Below are 23,115 nucleotides of genomic sequence, written 5' to 3'. Positions count from 1 at the left end.
GACAGATGTCTTTATATGATTTTAAGGGAGCCAGAATTCTGGTTGCCGGTGACCTTATGCTGGACAGATACCATTTCGGCACTGTTTCACGCATTTCTCCTGAGGCTCCTGTTCCTGTGGTGAACGTAAGAAAAACAACCCAGACCCTCGGCGGGTCGGGAAACGTCGCAAACAACATAGCCCATCTTGGTGCGGATGCGATGGTTATGGGAATCTGGGGAGCGGATTCCGATGCTGAAATTCTTAAAGGTATGATGGACAACATAAACGTCGGTTATGACATGGTCTCCACCGGAGCACCGACAACAACCAAACTCAGGGTTATCGGCGAGAAACAGCAGATAGTCAGGCTGGATTTTGAAGAGATACTGAACCTCACGCAGTCGCAGGCCTCGGAAGTGGCCGCCAAAGCGAAGGAGCATATAAAACAGTGCGGAGCTGTGGTCATTTCAGACTACGGCAAAGGATTCTGCACGCTTAACGTCTGCGAGGAGATAATAAGGCTCGCAGAGAAGCAGGGCATTCCTGTTATAGTCGACCCCAAGGGGAGCGACTGGAGAAAATATGCCGGAGCCACAACCGTAACCCCTAACGTGAAGGAACTTGCGGAGGCCGTCGGCAGACACGTCCCCAATGAGGACGAGGCGGTGGTGCTTGCCGCCAGAGAGATAATAGACAGGGTTCGCCTTAAATATCTGGTAGTAACCAGAAGCGAAAAGGGCATAACCGTTGTTGACGGCAAGGACTATATGCACTTCCCCACCGAGGCCAGAGAGGTTTTCGATGTGTCCGGTGCTGGTGACACCGTAGTTGCTTCCCTCGCTCTGGGGCTTGCAAAGGGCTTTTCGCTGAGAGAGGCTGTCATGGTGGCAAACAGAGCCGCCGGAATAGTTGTAGGTAAGATAGGCACGGCTCCGGTTCTGCTTTCGGAGCTGAACGGTGTTCACGATGTCAAATCCAAGCTTATGCCCCTTGATAAACTTCAGGCAGAGCTTGAAAAAGCAAGGCTTACGGGCAAAAAAATAGTGTTTACCAACGGATGTTTCGATATTCTGCATAAAGGGCATGTCACATACCTGAAAAAAGCGGCGGAACTGGGTGATATCCTCGTTCTGGGGCTTAACAGTGACGATTCCATCCGCAGGATAAAAGGGCCTTCAAGACCCATAAACAGTGAAAACGACAGGGCGGAGGTTCTGGCGGCACTGGAGAGCATCGGGTACATCACAATATTTGACGAGGACACCCCCCATGACCTGATAAAGGCGGTTGCGCCTGATGTTCTGGTCAAAGGGGCTGACTATAAGGTTGAAGAGGTTGTGGGCAGAGAGTTTGCGAAGAAGACCGTGCTGATAGATTTTGTGCAGGGTTATTCAACCACTTCAGTAATTAATGCAATGAAAGGAGATTCAAAATGATGATAGCCGTAACAGGCGGAGCAGGGTTTATAGGAAGCAACCTCGTCAGAGGGCTTAACCTTGCGGGCTATAAAGACATAATAATCAGCGACAACCTGAAAAAGAGCGAAAAGCACCTGAACATGAACAGACTGGAGTTTCTTGACTATGTGGACAAGGGCGACTTTCTGGAGATGTTCGACGAGATAGCCCCTCAGTTAGACGTTATTTTCCATCAGGGCGCATGCTCCGATACAATGGAAACAGACGGCAAATATATGATGGAGAACAACTATGAGTATTCATGCGCTCTGTTTAACAAGTGCATTGAGTATAACGTCCGCTTCATCTATGCTTCCTCGGCCTCTGTCTACGGAAACGGCGACAACGGCTTCGCTGAAAAACGTGAGAACGAATATCCGCTGAACGTTTACGCATTCAGCAAGTTCATATTTGACAACTATATAAGACGCTACCCAGAAAATGTCTCCATTCAGGTGGCAGGACTGCGCTATTTCAACGTGTACGGTCCTCAGGAGAACCACAAGGGCAGAATGGCCTCTGTTATAAGACATTTCTTCAACCAGTACAGAGAGGGAAAAGAGATAAAGGTGTTTGAGGGCAGCAGGGAGTTCCTGCGTGACTTTATCCACGTTGACGACGTTGTCGCAGTAAACATGTATCTGCTGAACAACCCGCAGGTGTCGGGTATTTTCAACTGCGGAACAGGCTCATGCAGAAGCTTCGGCGACATTGCCGATGTGTTCTCAAAACGCTACACAGATGCCGTTATCAAAGAGATTCCTTTCCCCGATGCATTGAAAGGCAAATATCAGAAATATACTCAGGCGGATCTCGCAAACCTGCGAAAAACAGGCTGTGACGTTCAGTTTAAAAGCCTTGAGGACGGCGTTAACGCTTATCTTGATGTCCTTGAAAAGACGGACGGCTATATAATTTAATGTTTCAGAAACGTACCGGCAGACTTGCAAGATTTCTCGACAGGTCCGCCGGTATTTTTGTTCTGGCTGCTTTGTCGTTTTTAAGGAAGCGGCGCAGCAGACCTTCCCATCCGAGATCCTTCTGTTTTGTCAAAACAGGCGGCATGGGAGACATGGTTCTCCTGTCGGCCGTAATCCGCCAGATATCCCTTAAATATCCCGAAGCAGAAATGACCATAGTCTGCTCCCCTGAAAACAGGGAGGCGGCGGAGCTTATGACCCCTTGCAGGGTTGTGGTTGCCGACCACAGGCGACCGGTTCAGCTCATAAGGCTAAGAAAGCTAAGGACTTCTGATGTTCTGATAGATTTCGGCGCATGGCCGAGGTTCGATGCACTGATCAGCCTGCTCATTCCTTCCCGCTGGCGGATAGGTTTCAGGACTGAGGGACAGCACAGGCATTTCTGTTATGACGAAATTTCAGACCACAATAAAAAAATTCATGAGCTTGACAACTATTATAATATCGCAGAAAGGTACTGCGAGCAGACCGGAGTCCTGCCGAAATTGGAGGCGGAAAAGAGAGCAGGATTGGAAAAAACCGTTATTCTGCATATGTATTGTGGGGGACATAGATATAAAAGCCGCATGTGGGCCTTCGAAAATTGGGCAAAACTGGCAAAAGAAATAAAAAACTGCGGTCTTTACCTTGCTTTTACCTCATATAGTGCAGAATCCCCCCATCTTGAAGCCTTTTTACGCAACAAAGGTATTAACGCTTTTATTATAGCGGACCGACCCCTTGTGGAATTAGCCTCCAACTTTTCTTCCTGCTTAGGGGTCATATCCGTGAACTGTGGGATATCACATTTCGCTTCCGCCTGCGGAGCGCCGGTCGTTGAACTGGCAGGTTCCGTTAATCCGAACCGATGGGGCACTCTGGGTGCAAATACGGTGTGTGTGGCGCCGCCGGAAATAGCCAAAATGCTCTGTTACGGATTTGAAAAAGATGCGGATAAAAACAGCATGGACAGGGTGTCAGTGGCAGATGTCCTTTCCGTGGCGAAAAAAACTATTCCATTATACTGACGATTCATTATATTTTAGGTTTCAGGAATACAAAGGAGCCTTTTTTGCGTAAGTATTTTATCCACACAATGGGCTGTCAGATGAACGAGTACGACTCGCAGCGGATAGCCTCGATATTAGAAAAAATGGGTTTTGTCCCCGCAGAAACAATGGAAGAAGGGGACTACCTTCTGGTGAACACCTGCAGTGTCCGGGAAAAGCCCCAGCACAAGGCCGATTCGGCCATCGGCAGGTTTAAGCAGATCAAGAAAAAACGTCCGGAAGTCAAGGTCGGTTTCTGCGGCTGTGTAGCACAGCAGGACGGAGAGAAGATCCTGAAGAACAGCAAATTCATCGATTTTGTTGTGGGAACCGACGGGCTGGACAGACTGGAAGAGGTCATCGCATGTGTCGAGAACGGCCGCAGGCTTTGCGACACACAGGTCAACGACGGCGAACTCACCATCGGCAGTTTTCGCAGAAACGTTTCAGTTTCATCATTCGTAACTATAATGAAAGGTTGTGACAACTTCTGCAGCTACTGCATAGTTCCCTATGTCAGAGGTCGTGAGAAGAGCAGAACTCCGGAGGAAATTCTGACCGAAGTAAGGTATCTTGCGGACAACGGAGCCCGTGAGGTGACACTTCTGGGACAAAACGTAAATTCATACGGAAAGGGACTGGACGAGAAGATATCCTTTCCGGAGCTTATAAATGAAGTCAGCGGGCTGGATTCAATCAAGCGGGTACGGTTCGTGACATCCCATCCGAAAGATTTTTCGGATGAGCTGATAGACATAATGCAGAACAACGAAAAGGTGTGCGAATACCTCCATCTCCCGCTTCAGGCCGGAAGCGACAGAATACTTAAGGCCATGAACCGCAAATATACCTACGGACATTACAGGGATATGGTGATGCGGGCGAAGGAGCGTATCCCGAACCTTGCGCTTTCATCGGATTTCATCGTGGGTTTCCCCGGAGAGACCGATGAGGATTTTGAATGCACCCTTAATGCTCTGCGTGAAATAGAATATGACACCATATTCGCCTTCGCCTACTCTGTGCGCCCCGGAACGGGTGCAGAGAAACTTGTGGACGATGTTCCCGAGCAGACTAAAAAGATGAGACTGGCAAAGGTGCTCGACCTACAGAAAGAGATAATCACCAGACGCTCGAAGGAGTATGAAAAGACTGTTGTTGAGGTCATGGTTGAAGGTCGTGGTAAAAAGGACGAAAATCAATTCAGCGGTAGAAACCGCCAAAATAAAGTGGTAAACTTTTCAAGCGAAAAGGAACTGAATATTGGCGATTTTGCCAAAGTATACATAACTCAGGCAAGACCGAACAGTCTTTACGGAAAAGCTCTGGAGGAAGATTCAGATGTACGAGGTTAAGGTATATAAGGTCATGAGAGAACCGCTGACTTCCAGATATCTGCTGATTCTGGATGCGGTGGATCAGACGGAGGAATCCGTCCTTATTCCCATCGGAAAGTTTGAGGCTGAGAACATCCATTCGAGAAAATGCACCGGAACCGGATGCAGAAAATCCGCATACGACATGCTGTCGCCCATTCTGGACGGACTGGACAATGTCACTTTTGAGAAACTGGTGATAGATAACTGCGACTGCGGAATATACAAGGCAAACCTGTTCATGACAGCCGGCGGAAAGGACTTCAGGATAGACTGCCGCCCGTCGGACGGGGTTGTGCTTGCCATGGACAGAAATATTCCCATTTATGTCAAGCATCCGCATGAGTGCTGTGAAATAAACAACTAAATTCATTTCATTGTGGGGGTAAAATGCGAAGAGTTTCAATCGAGGAGGCCGTAGGGCAGGTCCTCGCATACGATATTACCGAAGTCAATATAGTAGAGGGCTTTAAACACAGAGCCTACAAAAGAGGGCACATAATCGCCGCTGACGAGGTCGAACATTTAAAAAGCCTCGGCAGACGTTCCATATTCATAGAGGACGGAAACTCCACAGGGGTTCACGAAGACGACGCCGCAAAGATCGGCGCACCGCTCATAGCAGGCAGTAACATCCGCTATGATGCCGAATCGTCCGAGGGCAAGGTCAGCTTTTATGCCGAGATCGACGGACTTTTCAAGGTGGACGAAGAGCGGCTTTTCCAGATAAACAACATAGGTATTCCGTCGCTGCCCACCATCCACAACAACATGGGAGTGGAGAAGGGCAAGCAGGTCGCCGCATTCCGCATCATCCCCCTTGTCTGCGAACAGAGCGTCATGGACAGGGTCACCGAAATTCTGGACACACCCATAATTGAGATAAAACCTTATGTGGTTAAAACAGCCGCACTGCTGATAACCGGCAGCGAGGTCTATGAAGGCCGCATAAAGGACGGTTTCAGGCCGAAGCTTGAGCCGAAGCTTAACAGAATGGGCGTTGAGGTTATCGACTACCGCATAGTTCCCGATGAGGCGGATATTGTTACCGCCGCAGTTCAGGAGATGGCCGCCAAGGCGGACATGCTCATCACCACAGGCGGAACTTCTGTGGATCCCGATGACATAACCGCTCAGGCTCTTCTGGATGCCGGAGTGACATATGAAATGAAAGGCTCGCAGATCCAGCCCGGAAACAACCTTACAATGGGATATTACGGCGACAAGCCCGTCTGCGCAATCCCCGCCGCCGCACTGCATTTCTCGGCGACAAGTTTTGATATCCTTCTGCCCAGAATTCTGGCAGGGGAGAAGATAGGCAAGCGTGACATGGCGCTTCTGGCACACGGAGGCCTCTGTCATTTCTGCAAAAAATGCGTATATCCTATCTGTCCTTTCGGAAGAGGCTGAAAATGAGAGTCACCAGACAGAAAGCCAAAGAAATTCTTTATTCTATAGCCGTTAAACCTGAAACAGAGACCGTCTCTGTCAGAGACAGCTTTATGCGTGTTCTGGCGGAGGACATACACACGGAAAGGGACTATCCCGACTGCCGCAAATCCGCCGTTGACGGATATGCGCATATAGTCGGTCACGAGACCTATAATCCCATAGGCGACACAGGTGCAGGGCGCAAAGGTGCAGACGTTATAAACGGAGATGAAACCGTTTTCGTTATGACCGGAGGCAACGTTCCTGAAAACGCAGAGGCAGTGGCAAGGGTCGAGGATGCCGTTATAGAAGGCGGCAGAGTTCACCTGCCTGAATCGAAGGTTGGCGAGAACATAAACAGCATCGGCGAGGAGAACTTTGCAGGCGATCTTGTGGCCTCAAAGGGAAGCGTTATCAAAGACGGTCTGTTCCCTGTTCTGTTCTATCTGGGCAAGGGGAGCGTTCAGGTTTACAAAAAACCTAAGATAGGCATTTTTGTGACAGGCGACGAGATTCTCGAAGCCGGAGACGAATATCGCAAAGGCTTCGTATACAACACTAACAGATATATCCTTGAATCAATGTTCAACAAACACGGATTCGATTATGAATATTTCGGCCATGTGAAAGACAGTAAGGAGGAGGTTGCGGCGGCGTTTGAAAAAATGTCCGGCCAATACGACATAATCATCTCTTCCGGCGGCATATCCATGGGCAAATACGACTATGTTAAAGAGGTCTTCTCTACCTGCGGCTACGAGATACTTTTCAGCCGCACAGCCATAAAACCCGGAAGCCCCCTGATGGCGGCAAAGAAGGACGGCGGAATTTTTATCGGAATGCCCGGTTACCCCGCCGCATTCATGACAAATCTTATTTTCTATATCGTTCCGTTCCTGAAGAAATGTTACGGATATGAAACTTTTGAAAATGACGAAATAGGCGTTGTCATGGACGGAAGGACATCCTCAAGAGAGGGAAGGTTCGACATAAACAGGGCGGTCGTAAGGGCACAGAACGGTGTGTATACCGCTTCAGATGCGGGCACACAGAAAACTTCGCATTTTAACAGCTTTGCCCGTGTCAACGCTCTTCTTCTTCTCGATGAAGAGACCGGAACACTTAAAACAGGGGATAGGGCGAAGGCAATTTTTCTGTAATAATTAAATTTTATGTCTGTAATATTTCTATTTGGTTATTACTGATAAATATTGTTCTTTGTTAAAACATAGTGTATACTCGCCAGCAAGAATATTTTTCCGCTCAGGAGAGGTGTATGGGTAAGTTGCTGGTACATAACTTTTTAGGAGAAGCTCCCGGATGGTATAAGATGACTGTTCTGGGCTTTTTGCTTGTTAACCCGCTGTTTCTTTTTGCTTTTGGCCCTTTTGTTACAGGTTGGATCATAATTGCAGAATTCATCTTCACCCTTGCTATGGCTCTGAAGTGCTATCCACTTGCTCCCGCAGGACTTATAGCTCTGGAATCCATTCTGATGGGTATGACAACACCCGCTTCGGTATATCACGAAACTCATGCTAACTTCCCCGTTATAATGCTTCTTATGTTTATGGTGGCCGGAATACATTTCATGAAGGACGGCCTTCTTTTCGTTTTTACTAAACTCCTTGTTAAAGTCCGTTCAAAGATGATGCTTTCGCTGCTTTTCTGTGCGGTCAGTGCTTTTCTTTCAGCATTTCTGGATGCGCTCACGGTTACGGCTGTGATAATCGCCGTTGCATACGGATTTTACTCTGTTTATCATTCATATGTTTCAGATACGGAATCTGAAAACTATTCTGTTGATGATGACTCGCTGGTTATTGAATCCCACAAACAGGATCTGGAGCAGTTCAAGGGATTTCTGCGCAACCTTATGATGCATGCGGCTGTGGGAACGGCTCTCGGCGGTGTAACCACAATGGTTGGCGAACCTCAGAACCTGATAATCGCTGAAAAGATGAAATGGCACTTCGCAGATTTCGTCATTCAAACCTATAAAGTCACCTTCCCTGTGCTTTTCGCAGGGCTTGCCACCTGTATGTTTCTTGAAAAGACAAAGATAATGGGCTATGGATTTCAGCTTCCTGAAAACGTTTATAACGTCCTCAGAAAGAATGTTGAGAAGCAGGCCGAACAGCTTGATGCATCAGGCAGAATGAAACTTATTGTTCAGGGCGTTGTCGGCGTTCTGCTGGTTCTTTCTCTGGCTCTGCATCTGGCGGAGGTCGGGGTCATCGGTCTTTTCCTGATAGTTCTGCTGTGCGCCTTTAACGGTGTTATCAGCGAACATGAAATAGGCCATGCGTTCACGGAGTCTCTGCCGTTCACAGCTCTTCTGGTGGTCTTCTTCGCAGTTGTTGCCGTAATACATGATCAACACCTGTTCAAACCCGTGACAGATTACGTTCTGGGTATGTCCGGAAACGCTCAGCTCGGCGCATATTTCGTTGCAAACGGGGTTCTTTCCGCTGTCTCTGACAACGTTTTTGTGGCCACGGTATATATGAACGAGACCATCAGCAACTTCAAGGATATAGTTCCTCTGCTCGGCTCTCCCGAAAATGCAACACCCGAACAGCAGGCGAGAATAGTTCATCTTTCAAAACTTGCGGCATCCATAAACACCGGAACAAATATCCCCTCGGTTGCGACGCCCAACGGTCAGGCGGCTTTCCTGTTCCTGCTCACATCGGCACTGGCTCCGCTGATCAGGCTTTCGTATCTGGAAATGGTTAAGCTTGCTCTGCCCTATACCATCGTAATGAGCATCACAGGATTTCTGGCTACAGTGTATATCTTGTGAAAATAATGTAATAAACTACCTTTTTTAGGCCTTGTTTTTGGAATGGTGATTTTGTAAACTTGCGTGATGTCTTCCAGTTGTATGAGGAGAATACGCAATGAATATGGGAAAAATTTTCACCCGAAACTTTCTCGGTGAAGCCCCCCAGTGGTACAAACTCACCATTCTGGCCTTTCTGATCCTTAACCCCGTTCTGCTATATACTGTCGGCCCTTTTGTTACAGGTTGGGTGCTCATAATTGAGTTCATCTTTACTCTGGCAATGGCACTGAACTGCTATCCCCTGCCTCCGGCGGGTCTTCTGGCAGTTGAAGCGGTCTTTCTGGGAATGACCTCCCCTGCAACCGTTTATCATGAGGCGCATGCGAACTTTCCGGTTATCATGCTTCTTATGTTCATGGTGGCCGCTATCTATTTTATGAAGGACATGCTCCTGTTCATTTTCACCAGACTTCTTATAAACGTCCGCTCAAAGATGTTTCTGTCGCTCTTCTTCTGTTTTGCGGGAGCTTTTCTTTCTGCATTTCTGGATGCCCTTACGGTCACGGCGGTGGTTATAACCGTTGCTTACGGTTTTTATAAGGTCTACCACAGCTACGCCTCAGCCCTTTCCGGAGACGACTACAGCGTCGACAATGACGAGGGAATACCCGAGGAGCACAGGGACGACCTTGACCAGTTCAGAGGCTTCCTGCGCAACCTTATGATGCATGCGGCTGTAGGTACTGCTCTGGGCGGTGCCTGTACGCTTGTTGGCGAGCCTCAGAACCTTATCATCGGCGAGAAGATGAAATGGCATTTTGCCGATTTCTTTTTCCATGCCGCTCCTGTGTCAATTCCTGTTCTCATAGTGGGACTTCTGACCTGTCTTCTGCTTGAGCAGATCAAAATAATGGGCTACGGCTATCAGCTTCCCCAAACGGTCTACGACATTCTGAAAAAGAACGTCGAAAAAGAGGCCGAGAAGATGGACGGCTCCAAAAAACTGAAACTTATCATTCAGGGTGTTCTTGGCTGTCTGCTGGTTCTTGCACTCGCTCTGCACCTTGCAGAGGTGGGGGTGATAGGTCTTACGCTGATAGTTCTGCTGACAGCTCTCAACGGCATCATCAGCGAACACGAGATCGGCCACGCATTCACAGAGTCGCTTCCTTTCACAGCTCTGCTGGTGGTTTTCTTCGCCATCGTTGCGGTGATACACGATCAGAATCTTTTCAAGCCCATCATCGGATACGTTCTGAGCCTTGAAGGCAACACTCAGCTCGGGGCATATTTCATAGCAAACGGTGTGCTTTCCGCAATTTCCGACAACGTTTTTGTTGCTACGGTATACATGAACGAGACGATGAGCCACTTCAAGGATGTCGCTCCTCTGCTCGGACATCATGCGAACGATCTTTCTCCTGAGAACTTCCAGAAGCTGGAACATCTGGCAAAACTTGCGGTATCAATCAACATGGGAACCAACATTCCTTCGGTTGCCACGCCCAACGGTCAGGCGGCTTTTCTGTTCCTTTTGACCTCCGCACTCGCTCCGGTTATCAGACTGTCATACATGGAAATGGTGAAGCTTGCTCTGCCATATACCATCGTAATGAGCATCACCGGCTATCTGGCAACAATGTATCTTTTGTAATCTGCTGATAATTAAAGAGACCTGCCCATTCTGGCAGGTCTCTTCATTTTGCATCTTTTATGTATGATTTAGCTTTGTATATACACAAAATAATGTTAGACTTTATTAACGGTGATCAATGCAGGATGATAGATTTTTACACATATCAATTCTTTATGTTGAGGACGAACCCGCTATAAGAGAGGGACTGCAGCGGTTTTTCCAGCGTCGTTCCGGCACCATATATCTGGCGGCCAACGGACAGGAAGGACTGGAGCTTTTTGAAAAGCACAGACCCGACATAGTAGTGACGGATATCCGTATGCCTGTTATGGACGGACTTACGATGTCCAGAAAGATTAAGGAACTGTCTCCCGACATTCCCATCGTGATCACCACAGGGCACAACGACGAGGAGTTTCTGCTGAAGGCCATTGATGTCGGCGTTGACAAATACATCAAAAAGCCGGTGGATTTCCGTGACCTTATGAAAGTCATTCTGAACCTGTCTTCGGCGGTGCTCTATCGCCGTCAGCTTGAGCAGCAGAACAAGTTTCTCCGTGAGGTAATGGATCTCAACCCCAACTTTCTTGCAACCACAGACGGCTCAACCTGCACATACATCAACGATTCTTTTTTAAGTTTCCTCCGCTGCACCGGACTTGAGGATTTCAGACTCAGGTACGGCAGTCTGGAAAACGTTTTTGTTACCAAGGACGACTCCTTCTATGCCGGCAAGAATATTTCCGAATGGATAGCAACCGCCGCAGACGACAGGCAGACCAGCCGCATTGTGGTGATGAAGCCCGATTCCGGCGCTGAGGATGATGAGACAACATTTATTCTCACTGTCAGACATGTACCCGGAAAAAGAGAATACCTGCTCTCCTTTGCCGATGTTACCCATCTGGAGATGGAGAAACAGCTCTATATGATACTTTCAATGCAGGATCCGCTCACGAAGGTCTACAACCGTAAAAAGTTCTTCGACGAACTGGAAAAAGAGGTTGAGAGGGTTCAGAGATATCAGCAGAAGCTCTCCCTTATAATGATGGATGCGGACTACTTTAAAAACATAAACGATATCTATGGTCACTCGGTTGGTGACAAGGTTCTGATAAATCTGACAGATCTGATCCGCAAGGGAATCCGGAAGACCGATATTCTGGCACGCTACGGCGGCGAGGAGTTTGCAGTTCTTATGCCCGGAACAGACGTTGAAGGTGCTTTCGAAATCGCTGACAGACTGCGCAACTCAATAGCGTCATACGATTTCCCCGTCTGCAAAGAGGTTACCTGCAGTTTCGGCGTTGCCGAGTTTGCGGAAACTGATACCATCGACAGCTTTGTTCAGAAAGCTGATATCGCCCTTTACGAAGCCAAGAGCAAAGGACGGAACAATGCTCAGGTGTTCGAGGGCGGTTCATTCAAATGCAGCATGTGAGCTTTTCAGTTTAATATTGATTAAAGTGCTCCCCTGTGTTAGTTTTTCCCTTACGCTGTTTTTATGATTCCGGCGTTATCTGGAGATGTGGCAAGTGGAAAATCTATTTGCGAAAGACTTTCTTACGCTTGGCAGACAGGCGGATGATATAAGACATAAAATGTGGGGCAAAAAAACCTTTTTTGTCCGCAACCTTCACCTCAACTATACCAATATCTGTGTAAGCAAATGTCGCTTCTGCGCATTCGCAAAGGACACAGGGGATACGGGAGCTTATCTTTATGAAATCGACCACATGGTTCGCTATGTGGAAGAGAAAGCGCCCGATGCCAGAGAGATACACATGGTCGGCGGTCTGCACCCCGACAAACCCTTCAAATTTTACACCGAAGCAGTACATGCACTTAAAACTGCCTACCCCGACAAGACCATCAAGGCGTTCAGCGCAGTTGAAATAGACTATTTTTCAAAGATATCAGGTCTTTCTGTTCTTGAAGTTCTGAAAGCACTGAAAACGGCAGGACTTGAGATGATGCCCGGCGGCGGTGCGGAGATATTCGCTCCGGAGGTCAGAAGCGTGATCTGCCCTGAAAAGATACCCGCCGAAAGATGGCTTGAGATACACAGGGAAGCTCACGGGCTTGGTATTGTGACAAATGCGACAATGCTTTACGGACATATTGAGAATGACGAACATAAAATGCGCCATCTGGAAACCCTTCGTGCTTTGCAGGAGGAGACAGGGGGCATTCAGGCTTTCATCGCTCTTTCGTTCCATCCGGAGAACACCTTCCTTAAGGACGTTCCGCCTTCCACAGGTGTTGAAGACCTCAAGACCATCGCAGTTTCCCGCATTGTTCTGGACAACGTGCCCCACATAAAGGCATACTGGGTGATGCTGGGCGAAAAAACGGCACAGGTGGCTCTGCGTTTCGGTGCGGACGATCTGGACGGCACGGTTGTTAAAGAGAACATAACCCACGCCGCAGGAGCAAAGAGCAGCGAAGGGCTTACAGTGGCCGAAATGGCCGATTTTGCCCGTTCCGCAGGGCTGATAGCCGTTGAGCGGGACGCATTCTATAACGAAATAAAGGTATACGGCTGATATGGCTGATTATATATTCCTAAACCCCTCCCCGAACCTGCTGAAAGTTGCAGAGAACGTCCGCAACAGAGGTTTCGACGTGAAACTTGTTCGAAACGAGCAGTTTCCCGACATATCTGCGGAAACGGTTCATGTTTTTTATAACGGAACCTACAAAACTTTTTTTCAGGACGAGCCCGGTCTGGGAAATTCCAAAAGATTCATGAAAATGAAAAAAGGCTTTCTGTCGGGGTTCAGCGTCCGTGCGGTTTCATTCGAGCTGGGCAGCATATCAAGGGGGCTGTCGGCCGGAGATATTGTGGATCTTTCGCTTTTCAGGCGGCAGGCCATTGAGGACACCTACACCTCCACACAAAAAATTTCCAGCGCATCCAGCTTTTCGGCCATCGCCGAAGATAACGGAAACGCCGTCATAGTCACGGGCTACATGGAGTTTGTGGCGGGCAGTGAAAAACTGTCCATGTATGACACGGATTTCGATATTAATCAGGCTCTGGGCAACGACTACATAATCTTTATGGAGGACGGCCACAGGGTCGAGCTTTGCCGTTCGGGCAACAGACTGGTTGTAATCGGTAATAAAAACAACGATAATCTTGCATTTTTAAGTTCCAAACTGCATTTTCTGAACAAATTCAGCTTTAAAAGGGTAAAGGAACTGGTCATCTCCCGAAACAGAATGCCATGGGTGATGAACAGTCTGGATAAACGGCTGATCCTCCTGAACGATTTCAGCTATTTCAACGTATCCGTTAAGCTGTCCTCCGAGTGGTTTGACAAGGTAGGTAAACAGATATGCGCAGACAGGCAGCGGTAGCGGGCTATTTCTACCCCGCAGACAAAAACACTCTTTCCCGTTTCTTTAACGAAAACACTTCTTTATCACCCAAAAAAGATGCCCTGATGGCGATTGTTCCCCATGCGGGATACATTTATTCGGGCGCAACAGCCTTCAGAACGCTTTCATCCTTGAATATTCCTGAAACGGTTGTTCTTCTGGGACCGAATCACACAGGGCAGGGCACATCAATTTCTGTATTTCCCGAAGGTTCGTGGGAAACTCCGTTCGGTGACGTTGAAACCGATTATGATATCATTGCAGAGCTTTGTTCATCGGGGGTATTCGAGCGTGACACACAGGCTCACCGCAGGGAGCATTCACTGGAAGTGATTGTACCAATGCTCAGATTTCTGCGGCCTGACGTTAAAATTGTCTGCATCACAGTGAAAAATTCCAATAAAAACACTTTAAAAACTGCATCAGAGATACTATTTTCATCTGTTAGGAACAAAAATGTGCTGATTGTGGTGAGTTCTGATATGAATCACTTCGAAAATGCACAGATTACGGAGCAAAAAGACGCTCTCGCCATAGATGCTCTGTTGAAATCCGATGAAAACATGCTGTATAATGTTGTGGTCGGCAATGATATATCAATGTGCGGAGTGTTTCCTGCGTACATCGGTTTGCTGTATTGCAAACTTTGCGGGGAGCACAGGGCGGAACTTACGGAACATACACACAGCGGCCTGGCCTCGGGCGATTACGACAGCGTGGTGGGCTATGCCGGAATTATATATTACAGGGGTGAAGAATGAAGGTCAGAACGGCGGTTTTTCCCGTTGCGGGGCTCGGAACCAGACTTTTGCCTGCGACAAAATCGATTCCTAAAGAGATGGTGACGCTTATTGATAAACCTTTGATACAGTACGCAGTTGAGGAAGTCATTGCGGCTGGTATCGAAAGGGTGATATTTGTTTCCGCCAGAAGCAAAAGAGCACTGGAGGATCATTTCGACTATTCTCCCGAGCTTGAATATCAGCTTGAGGGCAACAACAAGAACGAACTTCTGGAGGAGATGAAGCGCATCTCCGAAATGTGTGACATAACCTATGTCCGCCAGAAGAACCCCAAAGGCCTCGGCCATGCAGTTCTCTGCGCCAGAGACGCCGTGGGACGTGAACCATTTGCCGTGATACTGCCGGATGATATCATTATGAGCAAGACACCGGTTACGGCACAGCTTATTGAGCAGTTCAACCAGACCAAAAAATCCGTTATCTCCCTTATGGAGGTTCCGGAAGGGGACACAAGCAAATACGGTATTGTCGTTCCCGGCGAAAAGGTGAACGACAGGCTTATGAGGCTTGAGGGTATGGTGGAGAAACCGAAAGAGAATCCGCCGTCAAATCTTGCCATTATCGGCAGATATATCCTCACCAACGAGGTCATGGACGCTCTGGAGAACATACCCAGAGGTGCAGGCGGGGAGATTCAGCTTACGGACGCAATCCTTGAGGTTGCAAAACAGAGCAGGGTCTACGGCTATCACTTCGAAGGAAAGCGTTTCGACTGCGGCAATAGATTCGGTCTTTTCGAGGCGGCTGTCAACTTCGCTCTGGAGAGGGAAGACATGCGTGAGCATGCGATGAACGTTATTAAAGGTATGCAAATCTGACACCCTGAGAGGTGAGTCAAATGCAGGACAGAATAGAGAAAATAAAGTTTATCCACGGACTCTTCAAAAAGGAACTGGATGAGCTTCTTAAATTTGCCAATTCGGCAAAGGCCAGCCTGACGGAAACTCAGGGGCCGCCAATGGATATAGTCATCAGCGACAGAGACGTTACTCTGTATGTTGAGCTTCCGGGGCTTTGTGCGGATGATTTCACCGTATATCAGCTGGATGATCTTGTGGTGATAGAGGGGATGAGACCCAAAGAGCAGGTGGAGATGGTGCGGTTCATCCGTGTTGAGCGTGAGGCCGTATGGTTTCGCAGGGTGGTTCGTCTGCCTTTCTGCGTAAATGATTCCGAAACCACTGCAAAACTGAAAGACGGGATTCTCACCGTAAAAATATCCAGATGTGCCTGTGAGATAGAGTGATTATTTTAATGGAGGACAAGGATGGAACAGTTTGAACAGGAGATAAACATACCCGATGAGCTTCCGCTTCTGCCCGTAAGGGACATCGTGGTTTTTCCATATATGGTACTGCCCCTTTATGTGGGCAGGGAACAGAGCATCGCCGCAGTTAACGAGGCTTTGAACGAGGACAGGCTTATTTTTCTTGCCTGTCAGAAGGATGCTTCCGTGGAAGATCCGGAGAAGGAAGAGATTTACAAGGTCGGAACCGTGGCCGTTATTCTGCGGATGCTCAAGATGCCCGACAGCAGGGTAAAACTGCTGATTCAGGGTATCAAGCGTGCGAAGATAACCGACTATGTTGAGAGCGATCAGGGGCTCAGAGTCAAGATTGAGCAGATAGCCGATGACGTTAAAGAGGAGAACATCGATGTTCAGGCTCTTCTGCGCCATTCCAAAGACCTGCTGACCAAAGCCGTATCCCTCGGCAAACCCATGCTTCCCGATCTGCTCGCAGTTATCGACAGTATTGAGGAGCCGGGCAAACTGGCAGATATCATAGTGTCCAACCTCGGACTTAAGATGGACGAGGGACAGACGGTTCTTGAGATTGAAAACCCTGTGGACAGACTTAAGAAGGTGGGCGAACTCCTAAACCGTGAGATATCCATTCTGGAAGTTCAGCAGAAGATAATGAACGATGCCAGAGGCGAGATAGACAAGAGCCAGAAAGAGTATTTCCTCCGTGAACAGCTCAAGGCCATCAAGAAGGAACTTGGCGAAGAGGACGATTTCCAGCTGGAGATGGAGGAATATGCCAAGAAGATAAAGAAATGCAAAATGCCGAAGAAGGTGAACGAAGAGGCTATGAAACAGCTGGACAGGCTGTCGAAGATGCATCCCGATTCGGCTGAATCCACAGTGGCACGCACCTATCTCGACTGGATGGTGGAGATACCCTGGAGCAAGGCCACCAAGGATATGATAGATATCAAGAACGCTAAAAAGATTCTGGATGAGGATCATTTCGGGCTGGAAGAGGTTAAGGACAGGATTCTGGACTTCCTCGCCCTGCGCAAGCTGAAGAATGACCTGAAAAGCCCAATCCTCTGTCTTGCGGGCCCTCCCGGCGTAGGTAAGACCTCTCTGGGTATGTCCGTTGCGAAGGCCATGGGCAGAAAATACGTTCGTATGTCCCTTGGCGGCGTACGTGATGAGGCCGAGATAAGAGGTCACAGAAGAACCTATATCGGTGCGCTTCCCGGAAAGATTATTCAAGGTATGAAGACTGCGGGCACGAACAACCCCATTTTTATGCTGGATGAGATAGATAAACTCGGTTCGGATTTCAGAGGCGATCCTTCATCGGCTCTGCTTGAGGTTCTCGATCCCGTGCAGAACGTCAGCTTTGTCGACCATTACCTCGGCGTGCCGTTTGACCTGTCGAAGGTACTGTTCATAACAACGGCTAACTACCTCGACCCCATTCCTCCGGCGCTGAAAGACAGGATGGAGATCATCAACATCCCAGGCTACACCGAAGAGGAAAAGATAAAAATATGCGAAAAGTATCTGATACCCAGACAGAAGAAAGAGAACGGTCTGGACAAATACGAGATAATTTTCACCAAGAAGTCACTTTCCGAGCTTATATCCGGCTACACCATGGAGAGCGGACTGAGAAACCTTGAGCGCACCATCGGAACCGTATGCAGGAAAATAGGCCGTAAGATAGCTGAGGGAGACAAGTCGGAATCATTCACAGTTACCGAAAAGTCTCTGGAAAAGTTTCTCGGGCCGGTTAAGTTCATCGGTGAGGAAGCACTGAAAGAGAATGAGGTCGGCGTTGTCACCGGTCTTGCGTGGACCCCTGTGGGCGGCGACGTCCTGTTCATCGAGTGTACGAAATACAAGGGCAAGGGTGCTCTGAACGTTACCGGTCAGCTTGGGGATGTTATGAAGGAATCATCCAGAGCGGCAATGACCTACGTCCGCACCATAGCCGAGAAATACGGCGTTAACCCGGACGATTTCGATAACTTCGACTTCCATGTGCATATTCCTGCGGGCGCTATTCCGAAAGACGGCCCCAGTGCGGGCATAACTATGGCGACCTGTATCCTTTCTTGTCTCACAGGCAGAAAGGTTGACAAAGGTGTGGCCATGACCGGAGAGATAACCATCACCGGAAAGGTTCTGCCCATCGGCGGTCTGAAAGAGAAACTGCTGGCGGCGAAACGCCACGGCATTAAAAAGGTTCTGGTTCCTGCCAAGAACGAAAAAGATCTGCGTGGACTGCCGAAGTATGTCACAAAATCCCTTGATATAGTATATGTGTCAACCTTCGACGAGGTCGTGCCACATGCACTTATAGATTAAATATTTGAATATTCAGTAAAGCCCTCTTGCAAAACAGGAGGGCTTTTTCTATATTGATGTTGAGTATCAATAATATTTTCCGGAGTCTCATATGTCCTCAAAACTTATAGAAAAGAACGTCAATATCGGCGGGATGACCTGTGCCGCCTGTGTGCGCAGGGTCGAGAAGAAGCTCGGCAAGATGGAGGGTATAGCCTCCGTTTCCGTTAATCTGGCGACTAATTCGGCCGCAGTTGAATATGACCCCGCAGTGACTGATATCGATGCCATCGGTGAAGAGATAGAGCGCATCGGTTATGTCTATAAGGGTTCTGATAAGGACTTCATGGAGGACGAGACAGAGGCGTATTACGCTAAATCCCTGAAACTGACCGCCCCTGTGGCGTTCATCGTCTTCCTTTTCACAATGGTCATAATGCCGCCCCACGAATACATGGTGATCACCAACTGGGTGATGATGTTTCTGACCCTGCATGTGATGTACTTCGGCGGGCGCTCATTTTATAAAATTGCATGGAAGAACCTGAAAAACCGCACTTCGGACATGAACACCCTGCTTGCACTTGGAACCCTGTCCGCATTCGGCTATTCGGCTGCGGTCACAGTGTTTCATGATTTCTTTTACAAACTCGGTGCGGCGCACGTTTATTATGACGCATCAGCAGTTATCATCACGTTCATTTTGCTGGGCAAACTCCTTGAAACAAGGGCAAAAAAGAAGGCGGCGGGAGCTATAGAGGCACTTCTGAACCTCGCACCCAAGACCGCTACCATAATAGAGAACAACGGAGAGCGGGAAGTTGCCGCCTCGTCACTTAAAATAGGCGATGTCATCCGTGTTAAACCCGGCGGCTCAATAGCCGTTGACGGTGTGGTGGAACACGGGCAGGGCAGTGTGGACGAATCCATGCTCACAGGCGAATCCGTTCCTGTTTCAAAGCGTGTGGGCGACAATCTGTATGCCGGAACGATCCTTACCAGCGGCACCCTGCTTTATCATGCCGCCTCAGTCGGTTCCGACACTGTGCTTGCGGGCATAATTAAGGCGGTAAAGGGTGCCACTGCATCCAAACCGAAAGTTCAGCGCATGGCTGATCAGCTCTCGGCGGTCTTTGTTCCGGTGGTGATACTCATCGCAGGAGCAACGCTGGGAACATGGATGATATTCGGCCCCGAACCTGTCCTGACAAACAGTCTGGTGGCCTTCGTTTCAGTACTCATCGTTGCGTGTCCCTGTGCAATGGGGCTTGCGACCCCCACAGCGGTAATGGTTGCAACGGGCAGGGGAGCATCCGAGGGGATACTGGTTAAGAACGGCGAGACCCTTGAAAAAGCATGCCGTGTGAACAGAGTGATATTCGATAAGACCGGAACCCTTACCACCGGAAAGCTCCGAGTGGAGGACGTCCACGTTGCAGTGGGGTATACCGAGGAGAAACTTCTTGAATATGCCTCATCCCTTGAGTCTCTGTCGGAACACCCTCTGGCAAAGGCGGTGGTTACATATGCAAAATCGAAGAACATCCACCCCCAACTGGTGGCTGATTTCCATAATATAGATGGAGAAGGCGTGAGAGGAAATGTTGACGGCCGTGAGGTTCTGGTGGGCAAACTTGATTTCCTCAGCGGTAACGGTGTCGAGGCTGTTCCTTCGGACTTCGCAGGTTCACATGTTTATGTGGCTGTGGACGGTGTCTATGTTGGCGTGTTCGGCGTCGCAGACACGGTTAAAGAGGATGCGGCGGCTACCGTTGCCCAGCTTAAGAAGATGCACATCACCCCTGTGATAATCTCCGGCGACAATGAAAAATCCGTGAAAAGCGTTGCCGAAAAACTCGGTATCTATGAATACTTCAGCGGAGTATCACCCAAAGGCAAACTGGACAAGCTCCATCAATACCGTGACAACGGCGATATCGTCGCCATGGTTGGTGACGGCATAAACGATGCGGCGGCTCTTGCGGCCAGCGACGTGGGATTTGCCATGAGCGGCGGAACGGAAGTTGCAATGCAGTCAGGAGACATAACGATTATTGCGGACAAGACCGACAGAATAGTCAAAGCCATAAAGCTGTCAGGCTACACCCTGAACGTCATAAGGCAGAACCTGTTCTGGGCTTTCATATACAACATAGTGCTGATCCCCCTTGCGGCGGGCGTGTTCTATCCGGCTTTCGGAATAAGGATGATGCCCATGTATGCGGGCGTGGCCATGGCTTTCTCTTCTGTAAGTGTGGTGAGCAACTCGCTGAGGCTTAAGATCAAGAAGCTTTGAGGGAGTAGTAATACTTTTTCAGCCATGCGCCGATGAGCTGACCGGCAACTGAAAAAAGCAGGAAAAGCGGGATATACGTCCATGGAGTGTTCGTGGATATGCGTATAATCGCCACCACGGGAATGGGGGCGTGTACGCAGGTGATCCATGCCAGCGAAAACTTTCTGGTGTAGGTTCTAAGCCAGCCAAACGGCAGATTCAGAATAAACGCAACTATGCAGATTGCAATAACGCCTTGAATTGATGTCATGATTTCTATATAAGACTGGAATGAGGTTTTGTAAATGAAAATTTTGTTAATCGGCTTAGGCGGCTTCATCGGGTCAGTTGCAAGGTTTTATACATCTAAATGGACAAACCTGCTGTTCCCGTCAAAAGTTCCCTTCGGAACGGTTGTCGTAAACGTTGCCGGTTCATTTATAATAGGCTTTCTGATGGTTATGGCTGTTGAAAAGCTGGTGGTGAACGAGGATATCAGGCTTTTCATAGGCGTAGGCGTCCTTGGCGGCTTCACAACCTTCTCGACATTTTCAGTGGAAACAATGTATCTTCTTGAGGAGGGCTCTTTTGTGCCCGCTCTCATATATATAGGCTGTAACCTTTTTCTGAGCCTTCTGGCGGCATACGGCGGAATGCTCATAGCCCGCAGTATAATATCATAAACGGAGATTTAAATGGCTGGAAATACATTCGGTAACATTTTTACCATAACAACATTCGGCGAGAGCCACGGAAAGGCTGTCGGCGTTGTTATAGACGGCTGCCCCCCCAACATAGAACTCTCAACAGAGTATGTTCAGAAGGAACTGGACAGGCGCAGACCCGGCCAGAGCGAAGTCTCCACCCCCAGAGACGAGTCCGATACTGTGGACATCTACAGCGGCGTATTTGAGGGGAGAACCACCGGAACACCTGTAATGATGATGGTGTTCAACAAAAATCAGATGTCAAAGGACTATGATGCGGTTAAGAATCTGTTTCGCCCCGGTCATGCGGATTTTACATATTTCTCCAAATACGGCATCCGTGACCACAGAGGCGGCGGCCGTTCATCTGCCCGTGAGACAATCGGCAGAGTGTGCGGCGGCGCAGTTGCAAAGGCTGTGCTTTCTCAACTGGGCATCTCTATAACAGGATACGTTATTCAGGTCGGCCCCCACAAAGCGGTTAAAAAAGATTTTGACTATATAGAGAAGAATATCATACGCACCTGCGACCCTGATGCGGTTCAGGCAATGACAGACTATATACTTGATGCGAAACAGGACGGTGATTCTGTGGGCGCAATAGTCGAGGTAACTGTGAAGGGTGTACCTGTGGGCGTGGGCGAACCCGTGTTTGACAGACTGAACGCAAACCTTGCGAAAGCTATAATGTCCATTCCTGCCGTTAAGGGTATCGAGTTCGGAAGCGGATTTCAGGCGGCTCTCATGAGGGGCAGCGAACATAACGACGAGGTCACCAAATACGGCTTCCTTTCAAACAACGCAGGGGGAACTCTGGGCGGCATAGCCAGCGGACAGGACATAGTGTTCCGCTTCGTTGTAAAACCCGCCAGCTCCATTACCGTGCCCAAGCAGGGTATCGATCTGTACGGCAATGAGAAGACAATAATAACCGAAGGACGCCACGATCCCTGCGTCGCACCCCGTGTCGTTCCGGTTGCAGAGGCCATGTCGGCTGTCACTGTCCTTGACCTGATAATGTCTGACAGAGCTGTAGCTAAGTTCTTCACTAAATAAGGATAAGGCCGTGATGCGCCCCTGACAGGGCTTGTAGAAAAATGTTAAAAAAAATGAAATAAGTTATTGACTTCATAAGCCGGATTGGCTATAACACATCTCCGCCGGACACCACACCTTGAATGGTGAAAAGGTTCAGACGGAAAAGATGTTAGAAAGCGGCATCGCAAGATGCCGATTGCTTTTTAAAAGGGTGCTGAAAAGAATTCTTAGAAGAGCAAAAAAAGTGGTTGACAAGGCGGGCTGAATAAAGTAAGCTCACCGACTCCTGAGAAGGTTAAGGCCTTTGAGGGGGTTGAAAAAAAAGATGTTAGATTTTATAAAAAAGAGATTGACAACGGTGGGTATATTTGATAGATTCACCAGCCGCTTGAGAGAGCGGGATGCTTGATGGGCCGGACGGAAGGAAAAAAGAAAGTTTAAAAAAACTTCTTGACTTTCGAAAGGGAATCAGGTAAGTTAATCCTCCCCTGCAAAGGGGATTTAAAGTCTCCGGGGCTTGGTTGGATCAGGAATGGTTCAGGTGGGTTCCACTGATGTTTGACAACAGAATAAGGTCGATATGTGATAAAAAGATTTATACAGAGTTCGGATGGAGAGTTTGATCCTGGCTCAGAACGAACGCTGGC

The 23,115-nt window shown here is 48.6% G+C and carries 20 protein-coding genes; 19 read left to right on the top strand and 1 reads right to left on the bottom strand.

All coding sequences use genetic code 11. The annotated features are described in order from the left end of the window. Nucleotides 1-5 precede the first annotated feature (5 nt). From hldE to C8D98_RS12475, 17 genes are all read left to right on the top strand, one after another. Nucleotides 6-1,418 (top strand): bifunctional D-glycero-beta-D-manno-heptose-7-phosphate kinase/D-glycero-beta-D-manno-heptose 1-phosphate adenylyltransferase HldE, encoded by a 1,413-nt coding sequence (hldE, locus tag C8D98_RS12555; protein ID WP_132874518.1) that lies wholly within the window; start codon nucleotides 6-8, stop codon nucleotides 1,416-1,418. Then, nucleotides 1,418-2,359, top strand: coding sequence for an ADP-glyceromanno-heptose 6-epimerase (gene rfaD / locus C8D98_RS12550; protein ID WP_132874658.1), 942 nt, complete (start codon nucleotides 1,418-1,420; stop codon nucleotides 2,357-2,359). Before hldE ends, rfaD begins: the two co-directional genes overlap by 1 nt. 143 nt (nucleotides 2,360-2,502) lie before the next feature. Then, a complete protein-coding gene (locus C8D98_RS12545) occupies nucleotides 2,503-3,426 on the top strand; it encodes a glycosyltransferase family 9 protein (protein ID WP_165871331.1) in 924 nt (307 codons plus the stop codon). Nucleotides 3,427-3,470: 44 nt separating this feature from the next. Further along, nucleotides 3,471-4,802 carry a tRNA (N6-isopentenyl adenosine(37)-C2)-methylthiotransferase MiaB gene (miaB, locus tag C8D98_RS12540; protein ID WP_132874516.1) on the top strand — a complete coding sequence of 444 codons (1,332 nt, stop codon included), beginning with the start codon at nucleotides 3,471-3,473 and terminating at the stop codon, nucleotides 4,800-4,802. Continuing rightward, nucleotides 4,789-5,190 carry a bifunctional nuclease family protein gene (locus C8D98_RS12535; RefSeq protein WP_132874515.1) on the top strand — a complete coding sequence of 134 codons (402 nt, stop codon included), beginning with the start codon at nucleotides 4,789-4,791 and terminating at the stop codon, nucleotides 5,188-5,190. The genes miaB and C8D98_RS12535 overlap by 14 nt, the downstream gene beginning before the upstream one ends. Before the next feature lie 23 nt (nucleotides 5,191-5,213). After that, a complete protein-coding gene (locus C8D98_RS12530) occupies nucleotides 5,214-6,233 on the top strand; it encodes a molybdopterin-binding protein (RefSeq protein ID WP_132874514.1) in 1,020 nt (339 codons plus the stop codon). Between the two features lie 2 nt (nucleotides 6,234-6,235). Next, nucleotides 6,236-7,414 (top strand): molybdopterin molybdotransferase MoeA, encoded by a 1,179-nt coding sequence (locus C8D98_RS12525; protein WP_165871330.1) that lies wholly within the window; start codon nucleotides 6,236-6,238, stop codon nucleotides 7,412-7,414. Between the two features lie 116 nt (nucleotides 7,415-7,530). Further along, nucleotides 7,531-9,060: a sodium/proton antiporter NhaB gene (gene nhaB, locus C8D98_RS12520; RefSeq protein WP_132874512.1), complete on the top strand. Its 1,530-nt coding sequence runs from the start codon at nucleotides 7,531-7,533 to the stop codon at nucleotides 9,058-9,060. Nucleotides 9,061-9,157: 97 nt separating this feature from the next. After that, the gene (gene nhaB / locus C8D98_RS12515; RefSeq protein WP_132874511.1) at nucleotides 9,158-10,696 is read left to right on the top strand and encodes a sodium/proton antiporter NhaB; all 1,539 of its coding nucleotides are present in this window, start codon (nucleotides 9,158-9,160) and stop codon (nucleotides 10,694-10,696) included. A 118-nt stretch (nucleotides 10,697-10,814) separates the two neighbouring features. Further along, the gene (locus C8D98_RS12510) at nucleotides 10,815-12,119 is read left to right on the top strand and encodes a GGDEF domain-containing response regulator (protein WP_132874510.1); all 1,305 of its coding nucleotides are present in this window, start codon (nucleotides 10,815-10,817) and stop codon (nucleotides 12,117-12,119) included. A 94-nt stretch (nucleotides 12,120-12,213) separates the two neighbouring features. Then, nucleotides 12,214-13,224, top strand: a complete 1,011-nt coding sequence (gene mqnE / locus C8D98_RS12505; protein ID WP_132874509.1) for an aminofutalosine synthase MqnE — start codon at nucleotides 12,214-12,216, stop codon at nucleotides 13,222-13,224. Between the two features lies 1 nt (nucleotide 13,225). Continuing rightward, nucleotides 13,226-14,041, top strand: coding sequence for a hypothetical protein (locus C8D98_RS12500; protein WP_132874508.1), 816 nt, complete (start codon nucleotides 13,226-13,228; stop codon nucleotides 14,039-14,041). Then, nucleotides 14,020-14,823: an AmmeMemoRadiSam system protein B gene (gene amrB / locus C8D98_RS12495; protein ID WP_132874507.1), complete on the top strand. Its 804-nt coding sequence runs from the start codon at nucleotides 14,020-14,022 to the stop codon at nucleotides 14,821-14,823. Before C8D98_RS12500 ends, amrB begins: the two co-directional genes overlap by 22 nt. After that, complete coding sequence (galU, locus tag C8D98_RS12490) at nucleotides 14,820-15,683, top strand: UTP--glucose-1-phosphate uridylyltransferase GalU (RefSeq protein WP_132874506.1); 864 nt, start codon at nucleotides 14,820-14,822, stop codon at nucleotides 15,681-15,683. The genes amrB and galU overlap by 4 nt, the downstream gene beginning before the upstream one ends. 20 nt (nucleotides 15,684-15,703) lie before the next feature. Beyond that, on the top strand, nucleotides 15,704-16,111 hold the full coding sequence (locus tag C8D98_RS12485; protein WP_132874505.1) for an Hsp20/alpha crystallin family protein: 408 nt from the start codon (nucleotides 15,704-15,706) through the stop codon (nucleotides 16,109-16,111). Nucleotides 16,112-16,132: 21 nt separating this feature from the next. Next, complete coding sequence (gene lon, locus C8D98_RS12480) at nucleotides 16,133-18,469, top strand: endopeptidase La (protein ID WP_132874504.1); 2,337 nt, start codon at nucleotides 16,133-16,135, stop codon at nucleotides 18,467-18,469. Nucleotides 18,470-18,560: 91 nt separating this feature from the next. Beyond that, complete coding sequence (locus C8D98_RS12475) at nucleotides 18,561-20,744, top strand: heavy metal translocating P-type ATPase (protein WP_132874503.1); 2,184 nt, start codon at nucleotides 18,561-18,563, stop codon at nucleotides 20,742-20,744. On the opposite strand, the gene C8D98_RS12470 is transcribed toward C8D98_RS12475, so the two are convergent. After that, nucleotides 20,731-20,994 carry a hypothetical protein gene (locus C8D98_RS12470; RefSeq protein WP_132874502.1) on the bottom strand — a complete coding sequence of 88 codons (264 nt, stop codon included), beginning with the start codon at nucleotides 20,992-20,994 and terminating at the stop codon, nucleotides 20,731-20,733. The two genes, C8D98_RS12475 and C8D98_RS12470, sit on opposite strands and share 14 nt — an antisense overlap. A gap of 34 nt (nucleotides 20,995-21,028) precedes the next feature. Here C8D98_RS12470 and crcB point away from each other — a divergent pair, with 34 nt between their 5' ends. Together crcB and aroC are read left to right on the top strand one after the other, a co-directional pair. Continuing rightward, nucleotides 21,029-21,406 carry a fluoride efflux transporter CrcB gene (gene crcB / locus C8D98_RS12465; RefSeq protein WP_132874501.1) on the top strand — a complete coding sequence of 126 codons (378 nt, stop codon included), beginning with the start codon at nucleotides 21,029-21,031 and terminating at the stop codon, nucleotides 21,404-21,406. A gap of 12 nt (nucleotides 21,407-21,418) precedes the next feature. Next, complete coding sequence (gene aroC, locus C8D98_RS12460) at nucleotides 21,419-22,486, top strand: chorismate synthase (protein WP_132874500.1); 1,068 nt, start codon at nucleotides 21,419-21,421, stop codon at nucleotides 22,484-22,486. The last annotated feature ends 629 nt before the right edge of the window (nucleotides 22,487-23,115 follow it).

This window comes from Seleniivibrio woodruffii (assembly GCF_004339245.1).
Lineage (GTDB): Bacteria > Chrysiogenota > Deferribacteres > Deferribacterales > Geovibrionaceae > Seleniivibrio > Seleniivibrio woodruffii.
Note: the sequence above shows the minus strand (reverse complement) of the source record. Positions and strands in the feature narration are given on the sequence as shown.

Coding starts and splice junctions, on each gene's coding strand:
- hldE (WP_132874518.1), top strand. CDS start 6: ATGTCTTTATATGATTTTAAGGGAGCCAGAATTCTGGTTGCCGGTGAC.
- rfaD (WP_132874658.1), top strand. CDS start 1,418: ATGATAGCCGTAACAGGCGGAGCAGGGTTTATAGGAAGCAACCTCGTC.
- C8D98_RS12545 (WP_165871331.1), top strand. CDS start 2,503: ATGGGAGACATGGTTCTCCTGTCGGCCGTAATCCGCCAGATATCCCTT.
- C8D98_RS12535 (WP_132874515.1), top strand. CDS start 4,789: ATGTACGAGGTTAAGGTATATAAGGTCATGAGAGAACCGCTGACTTCC.
- C8D98_RS12530 (WP_132874514.1), top strand. CDS start 5,214: ATGCGAAGAGTTTCAATCGAGGAGGCCGTAGGGCAGGTCCTCGCATAC.
- C8D98_RS12525 (WP_165871330.1), top strand. CDS start 6,236: ATGAGAGTCACCAGACAGAAAGCCAAAGAAATTCTTTATTCTATAGCC.
- nhaB (WP_132874512.1), top strand. CDS start 7,531: ATGGGTAAGTTGCTGGTACATAACTTTTTAGGAGAAGCTCCCGGATGG.
- nhaB (WP_132874511.1), top strand. CDS start 9,158: ATGAATATGGGAAAAATTTTCACCCGAAACTTTCTCGGTGAAGCCCCC.
- C8D98_RS12510 (WP_132874510.1), top strand. CDS start 10,815: ATGCAGGATGATAGATTTTTACACATATCAATTCTTTATGTTGAGGAC.
- C8D98_RS12500 (WP_132874508.1), top strand. CDS start 13,226: ATGGCTGATTATATATTCCTAAACCCCTCCCCGAACCTGCTGAAAGTT.
- amrB (WP_132874507.1), top strand. CDS start 14,020: ATGCGCAGACAGGCAGCGGTAGCGGGCTATTTCTACCCCGCAGACAAA.
- galU (WP_132874506.1), top strand. CDS start 14,820: ATGAAGGTCAGAACGGCGGTTTTTCCCGTTGCGGGGCTCGGAACCAGA.
- C8D98_RS12485 (WP_132874505.1), top strand. CDS start 15,704: ATGCAGGACAGAATAGAGAAAATAAAGTTTATCCACGGACTCTTCAAA.
- lon (WP_132874504.1), top strand. CDS start 16,133: ATGGAACAGTTTGAACAGGAGATAAACATACCCGATGAGCTTCCGCTT.
- C8D98_RS12475 (WP_132874503.1), top strand. CDS start 18,561: ATGTCCTCAAAACTTATAGAAAAGAACGTCAATATCGGCGGGATGACC.
- C8D98_RS12470 (WP_132874502.1), bottom strand. CDS start 20,994: ATGACATCAATTCAAGGCGTTATTGCAATCTGCATAGTTGCGTTTATT.
- crcB (WP_132874501.1), top strand. CDS start 21,029: ATGAAAATTTTGTTAATCGGCTTAGGCGGCTTCATCGGGTCAGTTGCA.
- aroC (WP_132874500.1), top strand. CDS start 21,419: ATGGCTGGAAATACATTCGGTAACATTTTTACCATAACAACATTCGGC.